The sequence below is a fragment of the Gluconobacter sphaericus genome, assembly GCF_016757795.1.
GTDB lineage: Bacteria > Pseudomonadota > Alphaproteobacteria > Acetobacterales > Acetobacteraceae > Gluconobacter > Gluconobacter sphaericus.
Map to the genome: position 1 here is coordinate 126,523 of NZ_CP068419.1, position 17,698 is coordinate 144,220.

Genomic DNA, 17,698 nt, shown 5'->3' on the forward strand with positions numbered 1-17,698 from the left:
CCAGACCGCCATGGTTTTCAAGAGCAATCTTGTTACCAAACAAAGTTCGGCAAAAATTCCTCAGGCGGTCTGGGCAGCCTTGCGTTCCTGAACGCGCAGGATACGGCGCTTGATGACCTGGGCTTCCGTCGGAAGCTTGCGGTTCGGCGTACCCAGCAGGAACGAATCCAGTCCACCGTTGTGCTCAACCGTGCGGATACCGTTGGTGGACAGGCGCATACGCACCGAAGCACCGAGAATATCGGAGATCAGCGTGGTCTCCTGCAGGTTCGGGAGAAAACGACGGCGGGACTTGTTATTGGCGTGGCTGACGTTGTTGCCCGTCAGCACGCCCTTGCCCGTGATCTGGCAACGGCGAGACATGGTGGTACTTTCCTCGATGCTGGATGACGCAGGACAGCGAGGCCCGGCGTGTTCCGTAAATCAGGCGCGGCTTATGACGTATGCTTGGGGGCTTCGTCAACCCCCGAGAGCGGTCCAGCAACGTTTTCGCCCGCCTGTGCGGCCCACATTGCGGCATAATGGCCACTTGCGGACAGCAGTTCCATGTGGCTTCCCTGCTCCACCACGCGCCCTGCGTCAAGCACCACGATGCAATCGGCATCCTGAACCGTGGAAAGACGGTGCGCGACAATGATCGTCGTGCGCGCCTGCGACAGGACAACCAACTCCTTCTGGATGGCGACCTCCGTGCGGGTATCAAGCGCACTCGTAGCCTCGTCCAGCAGAAGAATGCGTGGGTCCTTGAGAATGACTCGCGCAATGGCCACACGCTGCTTCTCTCCACCCGAAAGCTTTAGGCCACGCTCACCGACAACAGTGTCATACCCATCAGGAAGGTCACGGATGAAGGTATCGATTTGCGCACTCCGGGCCGCCTTCTCAATCTCTCCACGAGACGCTGACAGGTCTCCATAAGCAATGTTTTCACCAATACTGGAATTGAAAAGCACCGTATCCTGCGGAACCGTGCCAATGATCTTCTGGATGTCAGCCGGCGCAATATCGCGCAGATCATGATCGTCAATGCAGACCGAGCCTGCGGTCGGATCATAGGCCCGGGTCAGAAGGCGCCCTAGGGTGGATTTACCTGACCCTGTGTGCCCGACAATCGCGAGAGACGTACCTGCGGGAATAGTGATGGAAACATCATGCAGAATCTGCCGTGCTGGGCTGTAGCCAAAGGAAACATGCCGAAACGCGACGGAAGCCGCCCTCGCTTCCGACAATTTTCCCTGCAGATGGACCTGCTGGACAGCAGGAGTAATCTCGGAGCGTACAGCAAGCAGTTCGAGATAATTCTCCAGATCAACACGCGCATTGCGCCAGCCGGCGCTGACGTAATTCAGGGCACCAACGGATGAATACAGCCCGCTCAGATAGCTGCCGATCAACACGAACTGCGCAACCGCCAACCGGTGCGCCACGATATCATGAGCCGCCATGGACAGCAGGGTCGTCGTCGTGGCCGCAATCAAAATGCCGCGGCTAATCTGGGAGAAACTGACATAACGCTGAAGGCTGATTTCAGCCTGCCGGAGATCCTTCCGGGCCGCATCGTAACGGGCAATTTCATGCTCTTCGTTGGCGAAACTGCGAACCGTCTCGAAATTGAGGATACTGTCCACCAACTGGTGCTGGGCCTCGTTGCTCGCACGGTTACGGGCCCGTCTCGCCGTCATTCTCAGACGGGTAAAAACATAAGAGACAGCAGAATACAGCCCGAGCGCCAGCAAAAGCAGTCCAACGTAACGCCAGTCAAAGATCTTCAGAATGACGGTCAGCGTCATGATAAGTTCGATAACGTTAGGCAACACGTTAAATAGCGCCAGGGACAACAGCGTCCCAACCGCATCCGCCCCCCGATCAAGCGTGCGCGTCAGGGAACCGGTCTGCCGGTCCAGATGGAAACGCACGCTCAGATTATGCAGGTGACGCAGGCCAAGAACAGCCACACGGCGCTGAAGATCCGTTCCAACAGGCTTGACCAGAAGCTCCCGCAACGGGGTCGCCAGCCCCGAAATAATCCGGATGACCGCGTACTGGACGATCAGCCAGACCGGAACAGCCAGTAAGGTCTCGGGACGTGATAGACTGCTGATCATGCGGCTAAAGAGCCAGGGAGTGGCGACGGCCGTGCCGCTTTCCACCAAAAGAATGATCAGTGCAAAACCGATGCGTGTCGCGTCGGGCCAGAGTTTTTCAGGCCGGATCATGGGCCACAACACCCACAGGGAGAGCGCTTGAGATGTCGAATCGGTTTTCTTGAGCATCGGCAGACTATGGGAAGTGCAGGCGATGCTTTGCAAATACCTGCCTGCATGCGACATATCGCTTTGTGTCTGACAAATCCTTCCCCCCTGCCCTCGCCCCCTTTCTTCGGCATATCGCAGCCTGCAACAGCGCAGTCCTGCCCGGTGGCCGTCTGCCGTTTTTCTGCGAAGCAGAACAGATCGGCTGGGTCAGTTCCACAACTGCACAGACACTTCAAACACTTGGGATTCAGAGAGGCCAGAGTTTCGGCTTAAACACCGGCTCAGAGCTTCTACCGCTCTCTCAGACACTGTGCGACATGGGACTTTACGCGTCCCATAAGGAAGCCTTTGATGTCCGAAATGACAGCGGCATCATTCTGGGTCAGGTGGATCGGGGCGCCATACCTGTTCTGGGGTTAGCCGCCGAAGGCGTGCATCTGAACGGTCTGGTCGAACGTGAGGACGGACTTTTCCTTTGGGTAGCCCGCCGCAGTATGAGTAAGCGTCTGGATCCAGGGAAATTGGACCACCTAGTCGCAGGAGGCATGAGCGCAGGCCTCGATCCACAGACAACGGTCATCAAGGAAGCGCAGGAAGAAGCAGGAATCCCGGCGGAACTGGCAGCAACAGCCCGCGCCGTCAGCCGGATCGAATACGCACTTGAACGCCCCGAAGGGCTGCGACGGGACGTGCTACACTGCTATGATCTAACCCTTCCGCATGATTTCACGCCTGTAGCGGAGGACGGCGAGGTGGAGAGCTTTCACCTTATACCCATTCAGGAGGTCGTTGCGCTGGTTCGGGACACCGATGCGTTCAAGTTTAACGTCAATCTTGTCCTGATCGACCTGTTCATTCGCCGCGGCCTGTTCGCTCCCGCTGAAGCCGCTATCCTGAAAAATGCTCTGACGGATCGGACTGTATGAAGAAAACGCTGCTTCTGCTGTCCCTGACAGCCCCGCTGCTCGGCGGATGTATCGTACCGGTCAGCGTCACACCCAATCTGTGCCGCGAAATCCAGACCCGCAACAGTGTGCAGATCAGGCTAATGTTTGGCCTGACACGCCCCGATGGCAGCATCATCGATGGCGATGACTGGCAGAATTTCGTGAACAGCGAAATCACGCCGCGCTTTCCCGCAGGTTTCACCGTGATTGACGCACAGGGACAGTGGTATGATGCCGTAGCTCACCGGGTCACCCGAGAAGCATCGCGAATCGTCTGGATCGTAGCCCCGTCTTCCGATCGTAATCTGCAGCCTTACCTGAAATCCATTCGTCAGGCGTATCAGAAACGTTTCAGTCAGCAGGCAGTCGGACTAGCCATCCAGTCCGGCTGCTCTTCATTCGAAAACATGCTCGTGGAATAGCGTTGCTCAGGTTCCTGCATCTATCTTTTATCCGGATTTCTCTCTTCGGAGCAGGCCTCTCTGCACAGGACGACAGTTCAGACATATTTTTATTCCGGAATTCTCATGACCGATTTTTCTCCGCCCCCTTCTTCCGACACCATCACGGTTGAGGCCTCCGCCTCAACCGGAACGATCCAACGGCGTGCACGGGGCTTTCTGGCGCTTTTTTTCGTGGCAATCGGTCTTTATACGCTCAAGGGTTTCCTGCCCGCGCTGCTGTGGGGCTGCGTGTTCGCCATTTCGATCTGGCCGCTCTACCGCAGGGCCGAGCTGCGCTTTGGCCGCAATGACTGGCTGCCGATGGTCTTCACATTGGCGGTAGCACTGATTTTCCTGGTGCCCGTCTCACTGGTCGGCGTAAAGGTCGCCGATGAGGCACGAAGTGCACTGGAATGGATTGATGACGTGCGAAACAACGGCATCCCAATGCCGGAATGGGTCCCACATCTACCGTTCCTGTCCGCCCAGGCCACCAACTGGTGGCAGAACCATATGACGAGCCCACAACGCCTGTCTCATCTGCTTCATTCGGTGGATGTGGGACACGGCATGCAGATGACAAAACAGGTCGGATCGCAGCTTGCACGCCGCGGAACGCTGTTCGCATTCTCACTCCTGACGCTGTTCTTCCTGCTTAAAGATGGAGACAGCGTCATCCGTAAATGCCTGCTAGGATCGCAGCGCCTGTTCGGCGAACAAGGTGAAAGCCTGGCCAAACAGATGATCTCTTCCGTGCACGGCACGCTGGCAGGTCTTGTTCTGGTGGGTCTGGGCGAAGGGGCGATCATGGGCATCGTCTACATGGCAACAGGCGCCCCCCAACCCCTGCTGTTTGCTATGGTGACGGCCGTGGCCGCAATGATCCCGTTCCTAGCCTGGCCAACCGTTGGGCTGGTAGCCCTGCTTCTACTGGCAAAGAGCAGCATGATCGGTGCGATCGTCGTCTCAGCCATCGGCTCCGTCGTGATCTTTATTGCAGATCACTTCATCCGTCCCGCCCTGATTGGCGGCAGCACGAAAATGCCGTTTCTGTGGGTTCTGCTTGGAATTCTGGGTGGGGCCGAGACCTGGGGTCTTCTGGGCCTATTCCTTGGACCAGCCATCATGGCTGCACTGCATCTGCTATGGACGCTCTGGACGGAAGTAAATCCGCGCAAGGGCGTCTATGCAGAAGACTAAGGACCTTAAAGAAAGGAAATTACCGCAGGACTGGTCGGGCAGGCGGGATTCGAACCCACGACCCCCAGTCCCCCAGACTGGTGCGCTACCAGGCTGCGCTACTGCCCGTCGTCCTGCGGTGGCGGTGGTTTAGCAGTGTCCCGCCGTCACCGCAATGGGGGATTGTGACTAGACGGGCAGAAGATTTCGCAAATTGCGAAGCTCTTCGAGAATTTCGCGCAGTTCCGAACGCAGCAGGCTGTTTTCAGCCTCAGTCTTTTCCAGCGTATTGAAAAGAAGTTCATTTTCGTCACGCAGCGTCACGAGCAGAGCAGAATCGGGGGCTTCGGCTTCGGCTTCGGCTTCGGCTTCGGCTTCGGCTTCGGCTTCGGCTTCGGCTTCGGCTTCGGCTTCGGCTTCGGCTTCGGCTTCGGCTTCGGCTTCGGCTTCGGCTTCGGGGATCCCATTTTCTGCCGTACTGTCAACCGTTTCCGTCAGCATGACCTCGTGGGCCATGGCAGGAACTTCTGGAAAAACAATATCGTCAACGCTGACCTCTGTCGGCGTCACCGGAATGTCTTCATTTTCGACAGGCTCGGCTACCGGCGGTGCGTCCACAACAGATACAGAACTCGCTTCAGTCACCTCAACCGTGACAACCGGAACTTGAACCACTTCCGCAGATGCTGCCGAAACCTCTTGAACCGTTTCAGACGCAGTCTCCGGAACAGCCTTCTGGGCGGCTGCACGCGTCTTCTCGGCACGGCGCTCCCTCAGAACCCGTAGAACCCCTTGCCCCTTGTATCCCTGCACATAAAGAAGATCCGAAATCAGTCGAAGTGTCTCGATATGCTCGGGGCTGTAATAGCGACGGCCACTTTCCCCGCGAAAAGGCTTTACACCTGGATAAATGGTTTCCCAGGACCGCAGACGGTGCTGGGGAATATGCAACTCTTCAGCGACTTCGCTGATGGTGCGGTACGCCTCGGGCGCCTTCCTGACCTTCTCCGGAGCGGAAGCAAGATCGTCGCTCGGTGAAACCATGACGGTCTGGGATATGAAATTATCTGTCATGGGAGGAAGCCTCGGCCGCTGCGCCATTCTCAGAACCGTTCATGCGGTCCCTCAGCAGTTGGGAAGGTCTGAACACCAGCACTGCTCGCGGCAAGATGGGAACTTCCACACCCGTCTTGGGATTGCGGCCGATACGCTCGCCCTTCTGGCGGACAGAGAATGTTCCGAATCCGCTTAGTTTTACGGATTCGCCTGCTTCAAGACGGTCTGAGATCACACCCAGCAGGCTTTCAAGAATCATGGAGGAGTCATGCCGGGAAAGACCGACACGACTGTAAAGATGCTCGACAAGATTCGCGCGCGTGACTGTGCTCATGTCACTTGCGTATCATGACGTTCAGAACAGTCAAAGGAATCAATCATTAACCTGCGCACTGTCAGGCCACAGGCTTACATCCGGATAAGAGCAGATCCCCAGGTCAGACCGCCACCCAGCGCTTCCATCAGCACCAGATCGCCTTTCCTGACCCGTCCATCCCGCACGGCTTCGTTCAGAGCAAGCGGAATCGATGCCGCAGACGTATTGGCATGACGATCTACAGTCACGACCACCCGATCCGCCGGAAGCGCCAGTTTCTTGGCCATCCCGTCAATGATGCGCAGATTCGCCTGATGGGGGACCATCCACTGGATATCCTGCCCGGTCAGACCATTGACTTCGAGGGCCTCATCGACAGCCTGCGAAAGCTTAACGACAGCATGACGGAAAACTTCACGCCCCTGCATCCGCAGATGCTGCGATGTTGACGGGCAACCCGCAGCACCATCCACATACAGGATATCGCCGGTCCGGCCGTCCGAGTGCAGATGCGTGGACAGAACGCCCTCGCCTTCTCCAGCGCCGGTTTCCAGAAGAACCGCCCCTGCACCATCGCCAAACAGGACGCAGGTAGACCGATCGGTCCAGTCCAGCAGGCGCGAGAAAACTTCGCTGCCGATCACCAGGACCTTTTTGGCTTGTCCTGACTGCATTAGGGCCGTTGCCGTCGCGAGGGCATAGACAAAACCCGAGCAAGCCGCGCTGATGTCAAAGCCAAACCCGGCAGTCATGCCAAGACGAGCCTGCACCTGCACAGCCACGGCCGGAAAGACCTGATCCGGCGTCGCAGTGGCGACCAGAACGGCATCGACCTGTGACGCATCTACGCCAGCATATTCCAGCGCCTGACGCGCGGCCTCAGCCGCCATGCTGGACGTCGTCTCGTCATCGGAAGCGATATGCCTCTGGCCGATACCGGTTCGGGTTTTGATCCATTCGTCCGAAGTCTCGATACCGAATTTCCGGGCAAGATCGTCGTTGGTTACAACCTCACGCGGAAGATAACCCCCGACACCCGTCAGGCGGACACGAATGGGATCGGACATGTTTTTTCAGCTCACAGGTTCAGGCGCGACCTTGGCAGCGACAGGAGCGACAGGCTCGGGAGCCCCCATTCCAAGCTGCTCCAGACGATCGCGGATCTTGTCGTTCAAATGGTGTGTGACGGCATCCATGGCAACATCTACAGCCGCGGCAAAGCTCTCACCATCTGCACCGCCATGCGACTTCACGACAATACCGTTCAGGCCAACAAACAGGGCGCCGTTATAGCGACGCGGATCGATCCATTCCCGCATCCGCTCCAGACCTGGCTTGACCAGAAGATACCCCAGGCGGGTCAGAAGATTGGTCTGGAAGACGCGCCTCAGAAGGCTGAAGGCCAACTTGAGAGCCCCTTCACCGGTTTTCAGGGCAACATTTCCCGTAAAACCATCCGTCACCACCACATCGGTCGTCCCAGCGGTGATGTCATGACCTTCCACAAAGCCGTGGAACTGGGGAGCCAGAGGACTGGCACGCAAGCGTTCAGACGCCTGACGCAGACGGTCATCACCCTTCAGCTCTTCCGAACCAACGTTGAGAAGACCAATCGTAGGAGACGGAAGACCTAGGGCGGCCTGCGCAAAGGCTTCACCCATGATAGCAAATTCGACCAGATTGCGAGCATCGCAGGCGATGTTCGCCCCGAGATCCAGCATCACGATATCACCGCGTGCGGAAGGCTCGACAGCAATCATGGCGGGACGGGAAATACCCGGCAGAGCTTTGACGATAATTTTGGCCAGAGCCAGCATGGCGCCGCTGTTACCCGCCGACACGACACCGCAGGCTTCTCCGGCAGCGACGGCTTCCATGGCCATACGCATGGACGAACCCCGCACACGAAGCGCCGCAGTCGGCTTCATGTCCATAGAAATACTTGCCGCAGCATGACGGATATCACACAGACGGGCAGCTTTAGGATATTTTGCCAGAGCCGGCCCGAGAAGGGCCTCGTCTCCGATCAGGAGAATACGGGCCTTAGGGTGCCGGTCGGCGGCCAGTTCGAGGCCGGCAAGGACAATATCCGGGGCTCTGTCACCACCCATTGCATCGACGGCGAGGGCGTAAGGCCCGGAGGCCGCGGTGCCACGGTCAGGCGCTTTGGTCATTGAGACAGTTTCCCGGACAGCATCACAGATGCGGGCCGCGCTTTCTGGAAGCTACGGACCCGCAGGTAGGGATCAGGCGCGGACGGCGGTCTTCAGGCCCTTGCCGCTGTTTCCAGCGGCGACCACTTCGCGGCCGTCATAATGGCCACAGTGGCTGCAAACGTGATGCGGACGCTTCATCTCACCACAGTTCGAGCACTCTGCATGTGCCTCAACACCCAGGGCTTGGTGGCTGCGACGCATGCCACGACGGGACGGCGTAGTCTTTCTTTTAGGGACGGCCATGGCTTTTATGCCTCTTTCTGCTTCAGTGTCGGCACCCCTGCTCCGCTCCCCGCGGCATCCGGTGCCCTGTTGTTCGTCGTCTCGTAATTACGTCGAGTTCAGGCGGGCGGCTCTAGCAGAGCCCGTAACATCCCGCAAGTCAGACGTGGGATTTTATTCTTTCCTGCCCCCGTTTTTCAGCGCCGAAAGCGCCGAAAACGGATTGGGACGACGCAGACCATCCGGCTCCTCGCCAGACAGATGTGCCCCTTCTTCCCCTTCTGCAGGCGCCACGTCAACTGCATTTTCCAAACCGGCACCAGGTTTGCGCGGATACGGGTCCAGCATCAGGGCCAGCTGTTCGGCCGCTGCCTCACCGATATCGACGGCCTTTCCATCATGCGGAACTTCGTCCGGTCCATCCAGGTCGATGGAATCGATATCGAATTCGTCTTCCGGCATGTCGGATTCAGGAATGAACTTCAGAAAAAAAGTCTCAGCCAGAACGTCTTCGAAAGGCTCGGACGTAATAACACAGATCTGCGTAACCTTCGCCGAAAGATGCCCTTCCGCCAGAACGCTCCGGCTCTCCGAAGGCATCAGGCGAAACCGGCAGACCAAGGTTCCGATCTCAGGGATTCCGAGCCGGGCGGCGAGAGCCCTGCGCTCGGCGGGCGAGGCCTCGATCGTCTCGTCCAGCCCCGATCCCAGCCGATTGAAGGGGATGCGTCGGGAAAATTCGGGTGAATGGGACATTCAGGCACTCCACCCCCGGAATATGGGGGAAATCGTTGACATGCAGGCGCCGTTCGGGCACGCGCTCATTTGAGCGGTTCTCTTGCACAGGATAGTTTCCGGATCCATGAATAACGCATCTTCCCCGACGCCCCAAAGCAGAACACGCCTCCTTCGCCGTTTCGCACAGGCCGGAGTGGCATGTGTTCCGCTGCTGCTCGGCGGATGCTCGTTCTTTTCCCCGATTCCCGAGCCGCGCGGCTCCCTGATCGAAAAGACCGACTACGCACAGCTTGTTCCCGGAACGAGCACACGCACCGATGTTCTGGATCTGCTAGGGTCACCGACCGCTCACGCAACCTTCGACGACAACACATGGATCTACGTGTCCATGATCACGTCCCCGACGCCGCTGACGTTCCCGAGCGTGAAGAAGCAGCAGGTCGTAGTCCTGAACTTCGATAACGGCGGCGTCCTACGCAAGATGGACACGCTGAACAAGAAGAACGCAATGTATGTCGGCATGGTAGGCGCAAAAACTCCGACACCGGGCACCAGTTCGTCCATCCTGCAGGAACTGCTGGGCAATGTCGGCCGCTACAACCCGATGAGCGGCATGAGCAGCCAGTTCGGTGGCAGCACCGGCCCGATGGGCGGTCAGGGCACCGGCAATGGCGGCGCTGGCAATACGCTGCCCTGAGCCTGACTATTTCGGGAGGCTGAGCACCACACCCAGCCCTCCCAGTGGGCTTTCCACCAAACGGATCGATCCGCCATGGGCATGAATGATGTCGCGCACGATCGTTAAACCCAGCCCGCTGCTGTTCCCATTTTGACTGGCCATCGTGCCATTAAGTTCTGAAATTACCGCCCGGCGACTGGCCGACAAACCAGGGCCGTTGTCCTCAACCGTAATTTCAACGTTCCGCTCTCCCTCACGCAGAGAAAAACGCATCGCCCCCCCGTGGCGGCGGGCGTTTTCCGCAAGGTTTGTCAGCACACGCCGCAAGGCATCGGGGCGCACCGTAGATTCCACGCCCTCACGCCCTTCCACACCCAGAACCTGTCCCCCAGCCCTTACGGTGGCCGCTGCGACATCAGCAAGCATACCCCTCAGATCAGTCAGAACAGGCTCTTCGGCGCCCTCTCCTCGGGCAAAGGACAGATAACTACCAATCAGGCGCTCCATATCTTCAATATCCGCAACCATATCCGCAAGATCCGGCTTCAAGGCCTCGGCACGGATAGGGCCACAAACCGGGATCATAGCGACGGTCAGACGCAGCCTGGTCAAAGGCGTCCGCAGATCATGCGACACCCCGGCGAGAACCGCCGTCCTCTGAGCCACGAAACGATTAACGCGCGCCTGCATACGGTTGAAAGCAATGGCAGCCTGACGGACTTCCCGCGCGCCCTGCGGGCGGATCGGTCCCTGGTCCCTTCCCATACCAAACAGTTCGGCCGCATGACCCAGCCTGCGAATGGCCCGAACCTGATTGCGCATAAACAGACCTGCGATCAGGAACAGTACGATCGAACTACTGACAGCCCAGACGACGAACAACCAGATCGGACCGATATTCAGGCGCTTCACCGGCACCATGACCACCATCACACCCTGCTGAAGCTGGATGGACGCCCGGACGGTCTGCGGAGACTCCGACCAGTCCACATCATAGGGCCGTCCAAGATTTTGCCGGATGGATCGCGCGAAATCATCATCCATCGGACCAAGGACATGATTGGTGCCATACCGGGAAAGCATTTCACCGGGCTGGAATGAAAATCCGAGCTGGGTCCGGGACGACGCGTCCTGAAGCACGAGTGTCCGCTCGGCGTCTGAAGAGGTGTGCTCGATCATAGCAATAACGAGCGAGACTTCACCCGTAACACCATCCGAAAGGCGCCTGGAGACCACATTCAGGTAGGTGCCATAAAACAGGCCCAGCGCAATGGCCTGCGTGACCAGCAGCGGAATGAGAACGATCAGCATGGATCGTCCCATCAGGGAGCGCGGCAGGATGCGCCTCAGCGGGCGGTCCAGCTTCTGCCAGGCGTCGTCTCGCTCCCCCACAGGGTCAGCGTCCCGGCTTGAGAACATAGCCTTTTCCTCGGACGGTATGAAGAAAACGCGGCTCCTTGGGGTCGACCTCAATCCGACGACGCAGGCGCGTGACCTGCACATCGACGGCCCGCTCACCGATCTCGTCCATTTCAAGGGCGCGGGCAATGGCTTCACGCGATAGCACTGTCCCGGGCTGACGGGTCAGCACCCCAAGAAGTGCAGACTCTCCGCCCGTCAGATGGACCGCTCCCTGTGGTCCACTGAGAAGACCTCGTTTGACGTCAAATTCCAGATCTCCCAAACGCAGGACATCCGGGACCTCATCTACAGCCTGCAGGGACGGCACCACCCTGCGCAGATGCGCGCGCAGACGGAGCAGAAGTTCACGCGGCTCGAAGGGCTTGCCCAAATAATCGTCCGCCCCCGCTTCCAGCCCATCAATCCGGTCCGCCGGCTCACCACGCGCCGTCAGCAGTAAGATCGGCAGCGACAGGCCGTCTCTGCGCAGACTGTTCGTCAGCGATAGCCCATCTTCGCCTGGCATCGTCACATCAAGGACAAGAGCATCCGGCTGAATGCGCTGCAAGACATCCCGTGCCGTCTGCGCATCAAGCGCCGTACTGACACGATAGCCGTTTTCCGACAGATAACGCTGAAGCAGACGCAGCAGACGCGGATCGTCATCGACCACAAGGATATGTTCATCACTCATCGCGCGCAACTTTCCGACGGAGCCTGAAGAGACGCCAGAACCCGCCGGAACCCCTCGACAGCTGTCATGCCGGCTTCTCGATACGCCCGGGTCATGACTTCGCGAATCATAAGAAAGAGTTCCCGCTCAAGTGCTTCTCCATTCGCCGTCAACCGTAGCGGCCGTTTGCGGCGGTCATGACGGTCTTCTTCCTGAATAAGCAGTTTACGCTCCCGCAGATCTCCCAAAGCACGCCCTAGAGACTGCTTGGTAATGCCCAGACTATTCAGAAGAACCCCGGGCGTAATCCCCGGATGAGCGGCCGTCAGGAACAGGATGCGATGATGCGCAGGCCCCAGCCCCTTTTCACGCAGAAGCGCCTCACAATCGGCATTCAAAGTCCGCCAGGCCAGCATCATGGCTTCGTAGGACTGACGGATACGATCTTCGCGCAGATAGAGATGCGCCGTGGCAGATGACGAAACGTCCATAAGACGGGAGCTCACCGGAGAATTTCTTCCACATATCCGAATCGTTCGAAATCGGTAATGCGCTGCGGATAGAGAATGCCGTTCAGATGGTCGTTCTCGTGTTGCAGAACATTGGCATGAAAACCGGTCGCCTCACCTTCGAGCAACTCACCATTCTCATCCAACCCGGAATACCGGACCCTCGCATGGCGTGGCACATCGGCCCGGAGGCCCGGAATCGACAGACACCCCTCGCTACAGATCATCATCTCATCACCGACAGGGTTGATTTCGGGGTTGATAAAAACGCGGGGCAGCAATGCCTCTTCGGGATTCGCCACGCGGTTCGTGGGAACGTGATAGACGAAAATCCGCAAGGGTTGATGAACCTGCGGCGCGGCCAATCCGGCACCCCGGGCATCGGCCATCGTTTCCAGCATATCTGCGATGAGCGACTGAATTTCCGGGGCTTTCGGGTCGGAAACGGCCTGTGCTACCTGATGCAGGACGGGGTTGCCCATACGGGCAATCTTAAGCAGGGCCATGAAAACGTCTGTCCTTTAAACGGGAGTAGCATCCGAGTGTCCCAGAGTGCGCGTTGGGAATAATCCATTCAAGCGTTCCTGAATGAATTGCGTTCCCCGCAAAAGATGTGTTAAGGGCACCATCCTTAGTTGGAATGCCATATCACGGGTGGCGCTTAAGAGCGGGCCCATAAGGAGTTGACGGCACCGTGCAGGTTCTCGTTCGTGACAACAATGTTGACCAGGCGCTTAAGGCGCTCAAGAAGAAGATGCAGCGCGAAGGCGTGTTTCGTGAGATGAAGCTGCGTCGCCACTTCGAAAAGCCCTCCGAGAAGCGTGCCCGCGAAGCAGCCGAAGCTGTTCGTCGCGCTCGCAAGATGGAGCGTAAGCGTCTGGAGCGTGAAGGCTTCTAAGCCTTCACATCCTCCGAACGGAAAAAGAGCCGCGTCCTTCGGGACAGCGGCTTTTTTTGTGCCTAAAACCCTGCCTCTCCCCTACCCGTTCCTTTGAACGGACAGGGGCGCGGCGTGACTTATTGTACGTCCATCAGCTTGTGGCTGAGGTAAATCGCTTCAAGAGCCCGCTCATGCGCGATCTCAGCTGCATTGACCGTACCGGCATGACCACCTTCCACATCCTCATAATATAGGAAAGGCAGCTTTAGGCTTTCCAACCGGGCTGCAAACCGGCGTGCATGGATCGGACCAACGCGATCATCCCGCGTGGACGTGAAGATGAACGGCTCAGGATAGGACACTCCGGCCTTCAGGTTCTGCAGGGGCGACATCTTTTTCCAGAAGGTGCGCGGCCCCGGCTCGGAGATGCTCCCATACTCCGCAGCCCAAGACGCCCCAGCGGCCATCTGCTCGTAATTCATCATGTCCAGAAGCGGGACACCAATGATCGCCGCATTCCACAGGTCAGGATGCTGAGTGAACTCCACACCCGCCAGAAGACCGCCATTGGAGCGCCCCCGCAGCCCCAGATGCTTCGGCGACGTAATATGCCTGGCGATCAGATCGCGAGCCACAGCCGCAAAGTCGTCATAAGCCTTCTGCCGTCCTTCCCGCCGGGCGACATCATGCCAGGCCGGGCCGAATTCTCCGCCACCACGGATATTGGCCATGACATACACGCCACCACGGTCAAACCACGTAATCCCCAGATCCGGATGATAGACGGGCAGATACGAAAGTCCGAACCCGCCATAAGCCGTCATCAGGGTCGGACGGGCGCCATCCTTCTGCCAGTCCTTGGCATGAACGATGAAATAGGGAATGCCCGTGCCATCCGTGCTGGTCGCCGACATCTGCTCCACGACCAGACCGGACGTATCGAACAGGTCCGGCTGACGATACAGCGGCTGCGCGGTCTGGGACGTCGTATTCAGGCTCCACAGCTGCGGCGGCTGAATGAATCCTTCAAGCTGAAGATAGGCCTGCGCAAGCTTCGGATCTGACGAGACGATTTCCGCCGCCATGTTTTTGGGCAGCGCAATGGAACGCGCGCTCCATGCCCCGCTCGCCTCATGGCGGAAAAGCTTCAGGACAGGCTGGACGTTGTCATACACCACAACCACCAGACCATCCCTGGTCACCGCCACAGCGTCCCCCATACCATCCCCGATGGTCTGACGGGACGTCGGCGACAGGATCAGCCGGGGTGCAGACGGCTTTGCCGGATCGAGGGCAACAATGCTGTCCGCACGAAACGTCCGTCCGGGCAAGACCCAGTCCTGAAGCAGATGCAGGACCAGCTGACCATCCAGATAGGAGAGGCTGTCGTATTTCTCTGGAAGGGGCAGCCGACTCAGCTGATGGGTGACAGAATTGAAAAGGCTGACTTCCGTGTGAAAGAAATCCCGGTGACGGCTGACAAGGAAAAGCTGCCGCCCTTTCTCATCACGCAGCCTCTCCGGCGAAACATCCATGTCCTTGGTCTGCCCACGATAGACTTCGACAGCCTGAGCCAGTGTCTGACCCCGCCGCAGCAGCCGGACCGAATAGGGATAACCTGACTTGGTCAGCCCCGCATCGCCCGTACCCCAGTCCCGCGAAACCAGAAGCGTATCGGCATCCACCCAGGTGACAGTCTGTTTTCCGGAAGGCAGAACGAAACCGTCTTTTACAAAACTACCCGTCTGCGTGTCGTATTCCCGGACCACATGCGCATCTTCCCCTGCCTGGGACAGGGACATGAGACAGAAGCGATCCTGCGGCGCAAGACACTCAAGACCCTCCATAACCCAGTTGGCATGTTCGGTGCGCGCCAGAGCATCGAGATCGAAGCGCGTTTTCCATTCCGGATGACCGGAATTGAAGGACGCGACCGAAGCGCTACGCCAGATCCCGCGGACATGAACATCGTCCTGCCAGAAGTTCCAGATTTCCCCGCCCTGCTGCGTGGGAACGGCAAGACGGACCGGAGACTGCTGGGCCGTCAGGATTTTCTGATACAGGGGTTTGTAGCGGGGATCAGATGTGAGGACCGCCTCTGTATGGGCATTCTGTGCCCTCACCCAGTCCAGCGCCTTCGCACCGTCCGTCTGGCTCAGTTCGGCAGGCGACGGGAGAGAGGGCGAACCCGCATAAGCTGCCAGAGGCAGGATGGAGAGAGACAGGCACAGTGCTCTCGCAAGAACAGGAAACATGGAAAGCCTTTACGATACCAACAATATCGACATCGTAAAGACATCCGACCGATCAGGCCACAGCCGCTGCGCTGACCGCTTCTTCGACTTCCTGAAAGCTCGGCATCAAGTCGGAAGGGATGCTTTTACGCCCGATCTCAACACTGACCTGTGGCGCATTTCCCTGAAGATGAGCAACAATAACGGAGCGAACGAGATCAAGATAAGACGACTCTTCCTCAACCACGCCCCCAAGCCGGCTCGCGATCGGAGCCACAATTCCATAGGCCAAAAGAATACCCAAAAATGTTCCCACCAGCGCGCCCGCAATCATTTCACCAAGAACGATCGGCGGCTTGCTGATGGACGCCATGGTCTTGATAACGCCCAGAACCGCCGCCACAATTCCCAGAGCAGGCAACGCGTCGGAGACAGACTGAAGTGCATGGGGAAGATGCATTTCCTCGCGCATGTTCTTCTTGAGTTCGTTCCCCATCACTTCATCCATCTGGTACGGATCAGTCGCATTCATGCCCGCCATGCGCAGATAGTCGCAGATGAACGAGCAGACATGGGGATTGTCCCGAATCTTCGGAAAGGCACCAAAAACCGTACTGCCCTGCGGATCCTCGATATGAGTTTCCAGCGCCATGAACCCCTTGGAAGACGCCAGTTTCGCAATGTGGAACAGCAAGCTCAGAAGATCGACGTAATCCGTCCGGCCGTACTGGGAGCCTTTCATGGCCTTCTTGATACCGGCAGGAAGATGTTTGACGGCGCCTAGGGAGTTAGCCATCAGAAAGGTTCCGACTGCGGCTCCCAGAATGGTCAGAAGCTCGAACGGCATTGACGAGACAAGCGGGCCGATAGCACCGCCGGATGCTACGAACGATCCGAAAACACAACCCAGAACAACGACCAGACCGATAATGATGAACATCCGAAAATTTCCTGACTAACTTGAATTTATTGAGAAATATCGGGCGACAGCACCAGGACGATGCGACGGTTCCCGGGATTGAGCGGCTGGGTGGGGTCAAAAAGATTGCGGTCGGCATATCCGCTGACGGATCTCAAACGCCGGTCCGGAAAGCCGCTCTGGACAACGAGATCCCGTACTGCGACCGCACGCGCACTCGACAGGCTCCAGTTACTCAGCTGACCAGGGCGATAGGGAGCAGCGTCGGTGTATCCGGCAATGGAGAGCTTGCCGTGGAGCTTCTCAAGATACGGCACAATTGCCTTGATCAACTGGACGGCATGAGGATTGGGCGAGGACTGCCCCATAGCGAACATCGGCTGATGATCGGAATCCGCGATCTGGACATGCAGCCCGTCATCACCGACCGTGACCGAGACCTGGGAACGGACATCCGCCAGTTCGGGCGTATTGCTAATGAGCGCCTGGATCTTCTGGGCCGCGGCAGCCCTGGCCTCCTGCTCAGCCTTCTGGACAGAAGGCGTAACGGGGGGCTCACCGGGCTGGATCTGGCTGTCATGCAGAACGACGATCTGCGCTGTATGCACGCCCGGCGCGGTCTGGCCCTTCCCCTGCTGGGAGCCTCCGGCTTCTTGGGACACCTTGCCGTACTGGTCCTTTCCCGGCTTCAGGGCAACCGGTTTCGTCTCCAGAGACACTGGCTCCGGTGCCGCGGGCAGGACATTCTCCACCGGTGGCGGCACATCCTTCCAGACCGCCATCGGATTGAAGAAATTGGCGATACCCTTGCGCTGCTCTTCCGTCGTGGCATTGATGAGCCACATGACAAGGAAGAACGCCATCATGGCCGTTACGAAATCGGCATAGGCAATTTTCCACGCCCCGCCATGATGACCACCCTCGACCACATCAAAACGCTTGATGATGATTTTTCGAGCTTCTTTACCGTTCTGGTTGGACATCCCGCCTCCTGAGTGTTCCCAGTATGACGGGCGAGTTCTTAAGGAGAG

Annotated in this window: 20 protein-coding genes and 1 tRNA gene; 5 read left to right on the forward strand and 16 right to left on the reverse strand. The window is 58.2% G+C overall.

The genetic code is table 11. The features are described from left to right. Nucleotides 1–60: 60 nt before the first annotated feature. Both rpmB and IGS75_RS00550 read right to left on the reverse strand, forming a co-directional pair. Nucleotides 61–363 (reverse strand): 50S ribosomal protein L28, encoded by a 303-nt coding sequence (rpmB, locus tag IGS75_RS00545; protein ID WP_041110511.1) that lies wholly within the window; start codon nucleotides 361–363, stop codon nucleotides 61–63. A gap of 71 nt (nucleotides 364–434) precedes the next feature. Further along, nucleotides 435–2,216, reverse strand: coding sequence for an ABCB family ABC transporter ATP-binding protein/permease (locus IGS75_RS00550; protein ID WP_237468894.1), 1,782 nt, complete (start codon nucleotides 2,214–2,216; stop codon nucleotides 435–437). A gap of 122 nt (nucleotides 2,217–2,338) precedes the next feature. On the opposite strand from IGS75_RS00550, the gene IGS75_RS00555 reads away from it, so the two are divergent. The 3 genes from IGS75_RS00555 to IGS75_RS00565 all read left to right on the forward strand — a co-directional run bounded on the left by IGS75_RS00555 (nucleotide 2,339) and on the right by IGS75_RS00565 (nucleotide 4,845). Beyond that, the gene (locus IGS75_RS00555) at nucleotides 2,339–3,181 is read left to right on the forward strand and encodes an NUDIX hydrolase (protein WP_237468896.1); all 843 of its coding nucleotides are present in this window, start codon (nucleotides 2,339–2,341) and stop codon (nucleotides 3,179–3,181) included. Then, a complete protein-coding gene (locus tag IGS75_RS00560; protein ID WP_141351295.1) occupies nucleotides 3,178–3,624 on the forward strand; it encodes a DUF3574 domain-containing protein in 447 nt (148 codons plus the stop codon). The genes IGS75_RS00555 and IGS75_RS00560 overlap by 4 nt, the downstream gene beginning before the upstream one ends. 105 nt (nucleotides 3,625–3,729) lie before the next feature. Beyond that, nucleotides 3,730–4,845, forward strand: a complete 1,116-nt coding sequence (locus IGS75_RS00565) for an AI-2E family transporter (protein WP_141351297.1) — start codon at nucleotides 3,730–3,732, stop codon at nucleotides 4,843–4,845. Between the two features lie 31 nt (nucleotides 4,846–4,876). On the opposite strand, the gene IGS75_RS00570 is transcribed toward IGS75_RS00565, so the two are convergent. The 7 genes from IGS75_RS00570 to IGS75_RS00600 all read right to left on the reverse strand — a co-directional run bounded on the left by IGS75_RS00570 (nucleotide 4,877) and on the right by IGS75_RS00600 (nucleotide 9,390). Continuing rightward, nucleotides 4,877–4,953, reverse strand: a tRNA-Pro gene (locus IGS75_RS00570). A gap of 60 nt (nucleotides 4,954–5,013) precedes the next feature. After that, a complete protein-coding gene (locus IGS75_RS00575) occupies nucleotides 5,014–5,898 on the reverse strand; it encodes a MerR family transcriptional regulator (protein ID WP_237468898.1) in 885 nt (294 codons plus the stop codon). Continuing rightward, nucleotides 5,888–6,214 (reverse strand): integration host factor subunit alpha, encoded by a 327-nt coding sequence (locus tag IGS75_RS00580; RefSeq protein WP_041110517.1) that lies wholly within the window; start codon nucleotides 6,212–6,214, stop codon nucleotides 5,888–5,890. The genes IGS75_RS00575 and IGS75_RS00580 overlap by 11 nt, the downstream gene beginning before the upstream one ends. 74 nt (nucleotides 6,215–6,288) lie before the next feature. Next, a complete protein-coding gene (locus IGS75_RS00585) occupies nucleotides 6,289–7,263 on the reverse strand; it encodes a beta-ketoacyl-ACP synthase III (protein WP_202257239.1) in 975 nt (324 codons plus the stop codon). Nucleotides 7,264–7,269: 6 nt separating this feature from the next. Continuing rightward, nucleotides 7,270–8,370, reverse strand: a complete 1,101-nt coding sequence (plsX, locus tag IGS75_RS00590; RefSeq protein ID WP_202257241.1) for a phosphate acyltransferase PlsX — start codon at nucleotides 8,368–8,370, stop codon at nucleotides 7,270–7,272. Nucleotides 8,371–8,442: 72 nt separating this feature from the next. Beyond that, nucleotides 8,443–8,655, reverse strand: a complete 213-nt coding sequence (gene rpmF / locus IGS75_RS00595) for a 50S ribosomal protein L32 (RefSeq protein ID WP_011251715.1) — start codon at nucleotides 8,653–8,655, stop codon at nucleotides 8,443–8,445. Between the two features lie 153 nt (nucleotides 8,656–8,808). Beyond that, nucleotides 8,809–9,390 carry a DUF177 domain-containing protein gene (locus tag IGS75_RS00600; protein ID WP_202257243.1) on the reverse strand — a complete coding sequence of 194 codons (582 nt, stop codon included), beginning with the start codon at nucleotides 9,388–9,390 and terminating at the stop codon, nucleotides 8,809–8,811. A gap of 106 nt (nucleotides 9,391–9,496) precedes the next feature. Here IGS75_RS00600 and IGS75_RS00605 point away from each other — a divergent pair, with 106 nt between their 5' ends. After that, entirely contained in the window at nucleotides 9,497–10,069 is a 573-nt protein-coding gene (locus tag IGS75_RS00605) for an outer membrane protein assembly factor BamE (RefSeq protein ID WP_041110521.1), read from the forward strand. A gap of 6 nt (nucleotides 10,070–10,075) precedes the next feature. Here the strand turns inward: IGS75_RS00605 and IGS75_RS00610 are convergent, their stop codons facing one another. From IGS75_RS00610 to def, 4 genes are read right to left on the reverse strand one after another with little or no spacing between them, the layout of a single operon-like run. Then, on the reverse strand, nucleotides 10,076–11,470 hold the full coding sequence (locus tag IGS75_RS00610) for an ATP-binding protein (protein WP_141352982.1): 1,395 nt from the start codon (nucleotides 11,468–11,470) through the stop codon (nucleotides 10,076–10,078). Continuing rightward, entirely contained in the window at nucleotides 11,448–12,146 is a 699-nt protein-coding gene (locus tag IGS75_RS00615; protein WP_141352984.1) for a response regulator, read from the reverse strand. The genes IGS75_RS00610 and IGS75_RS00615 overlap by 23 nt, the downstream gene beginning before the upstream one ends. Next, complete coding sequence (locus IGS75_RS00620; RefSeq protein ID WP_141352986.1) at nucleotides 12,143–12,631, reverse strand: MarR family winged helix-turn-helix transcriptional regulator; 489 nt, start codon at nucleotides 12,629–12,631, stop codon at nucleotides 12,143–12,145. The genes IGS75_RS00615 and IGS75_RS00620 overlap by 4 nt, the downstream gene beginning before the upstream one ends. After that, nucleotides 12,628–13,140, reverse strand: a complete 513-nt coding sequence (def, locus tag IGS75_RS00625; protein ID WP_141352988.1) for a peptide deformylase — start codon at nucleotides 13,138–13,140, stop codon at nucleotides 12,628–12,630. Before def ends, IGS75_RS00620 begins: the two co-directional genes overlap by 4 nt. Before the next feature lie 188 nt (nucleotides 13,141–13,328). Between def and rpsU the strand changes: the two genes are divergently transcribed. After that, nucleotides 13,329–13,532 carry a 30S ribosomal protein S21 gene (rpsU, locus tag IGS75_RS00630; RefSeq protein ID WP_011251722.1) on the forward strand — a complete coding sequence of 68 codons (204 nt, stop codon included), beginning with the start codon at nucleotides 13,329–13,331 and terminating at the stop codon, nucleotides 13,530–13,532. 119 nt (nucleotides 13,533–13,651) lie between these two features. On the opposite strand, the gene IGS75_RS00635 is transcribed toward rpsU, so the two are convergent. Genes IGS75_RS00635 through IGS75_RS00645 form a run of 3 tightly spaced genes read right to left on the reverse strand, consistent with a single transcriptional unit; the run spans nucleotide 13,652 to nucleotide 17,650 of the window. Further along, entirely contained in the window at nucleotides 13,652–15,769 is a 2,118-nt protein-coding gene (locus tag IGS75_RS00635; RefSeq protein ID WP_202257245.1) for a prolyl oligopeptidase family serine peptidase, read from the reverse strand. Between the two features lie 52 nt (nucleotides 15,770–15,821). After that, complete coding sequence (gene motA, locus IGS75_RS00640; RefSeq protein ID WP_141352992.1) at nucleotides 15,822–16,688, reverse strand: flagellar motor stator protein MotA; 867 nt, start codon at nucleotides 16,686–16,688, stop codon at nucleotides 15,822–15,824. A 26-nt stretch (nucleotides 16,689–16,714) separates the two neighbouring features. Next, the gene (locus tag IGS75_RS00645) at nucleotides 16,715–17,650 is read right to left on the reverse strand and encodes a flagellar motor protein MotB (protein ID WP_141352994.1); all 936 of its coding nucleotides are present in this window, start codon (nucleotides 17,648–17,650) and stop codon (nucleotides 16,715–16,717) included. Nucleotides 17,651–17,698 lie beyond the last annotated feature (48 nt).

What these genes read in the sequence shown, in the direction of transcription:
- IGS75_RS00585 (WP_202257239.1), bottom strand. Translation starts at nt 7,263, where the DNA reads ATGTCCGATCCCATTCGTGTCCGCCTGACGGGTGTCGGGGGTTATCTT.
- IGS75_RS00580 (WP_041110517.1), bottom strand. Translation starts at nt 6,214, where the DNA reads ATGAGCACAGTCACGCGCGCGAATCTTGTCGAGCATCTTTACAGTCGT.
- rpmF (WP_011251715.1), bottom strand. Translation starts at nt 8,655, where the DNA reads ATGGCCGTCCCTAAAAGAAAGACTACGCCGTCCCGTCGTGGCATGCGT.
- IGS75_RS00560 (WP_141351295.1), top strand. Translation starts at nt 3,178, where the DNA reads ATGAAGAAAACGCTGCTTCTGCTGTCCCTGACAGCCCCGCTGCTCGGC.
- rpmB (WP_041110511.1), bottom strand. Translation starts at nt 363, where the DNA reads ATGTCTCGCCGTTGCCAGATCACGGGCAAGGGCGTGCTGACGGGCAAC.
- IGS75_RS00605 (WP_041110521.1), top strand. Translation starts at nt 9,497, where the DNA reads ATGAATAACGCATCTTCCCCGACGCCCCAAAGCAGAACACGCCTCCTT.
- IGS75_RS00575 (WP_237468898.1), bottom strand. Translation starts at nt 5,898, where the DNA reads ATGACAGATAATTTCATATCCCAGACCGTCATGGTTTCACCGAGCGAC.
- IGS75_RS00615 (WP_141352984.1), bottom strand. Translation starts at nt 12,146, where the DNA reads ATGAGTGATGAACATATCCTTGTGGTCGATGACGATCCGCGTCTGCTG.
- motA (WP_141352992.1), bottom strand. Translation starts at nt 16,688, where the DNA reads ATGTTCATCATTATCGGTCTGGTCGTTGTTCTGGGTTGTGTTTTCGGA.
- IGS75_RS00610 (WP_141352982.1), bottom strand. Translation starts at nt 11,470, where the DNA reads ATGTTCTCAAGCCGGGACGCTGACCCTGTGGGGGAGCGAGACGACGCC.
- IGS75_RS00600 (WP_202257243.1), bottom strand. Translation starts at nt 9,390, where the DNA reads ATGTCCCATTCACCCGAATTTTCCCGACGCATCCCCTTCAATCGGCTG.
- def (WP_141352988.1), bottom strand. Translation starts at nt 13,140, where the DNA reads ATGGCCCTGCTTAAGATTGCCCGTATGGGCAACCCCGTCCTGCATCAG.
- IGS75_RS00565 (WP_141351297.1), top strand. Translation starts at nt 3,730, where the DNA reads ATGACCGATTTTTCTCCGCCCCCTTCTTCCGACACCATCACGGTTGAG.
- IGS75_RS00635 (WP_202257245.1), bottom strand. Translation starts at nt 15,769, where the DNA reads ATGTTTCCTGTTCTTGCGAGAGCACTGTGCCTGTCTCTCTCCATCCTG.
- IGS75_RS00550 (WP_237468894.1), bottom strand. Translation starts at nt 2,216, where the DNA reads ATGATCCGGCCTGAAAAACTCTGGCCCGACGCGACACGCATCGGTTTT.
- plsX (WP_202257241.1), bottom strand. Translation starts at nt 8,370, where the DNA reads ATGACCAAAGCGCCTGACCGTGGCACCGCGGCCTCCGGGCCTTACGCC.
- IGS75_RS00645 (WP_141352994.1), bottom strand. Translation starts at nt 17,650, where the DNA reads ATGTCCAACCAGAACGGTAAAGAAGCTCGAAAAATCATCATCAAGCGT.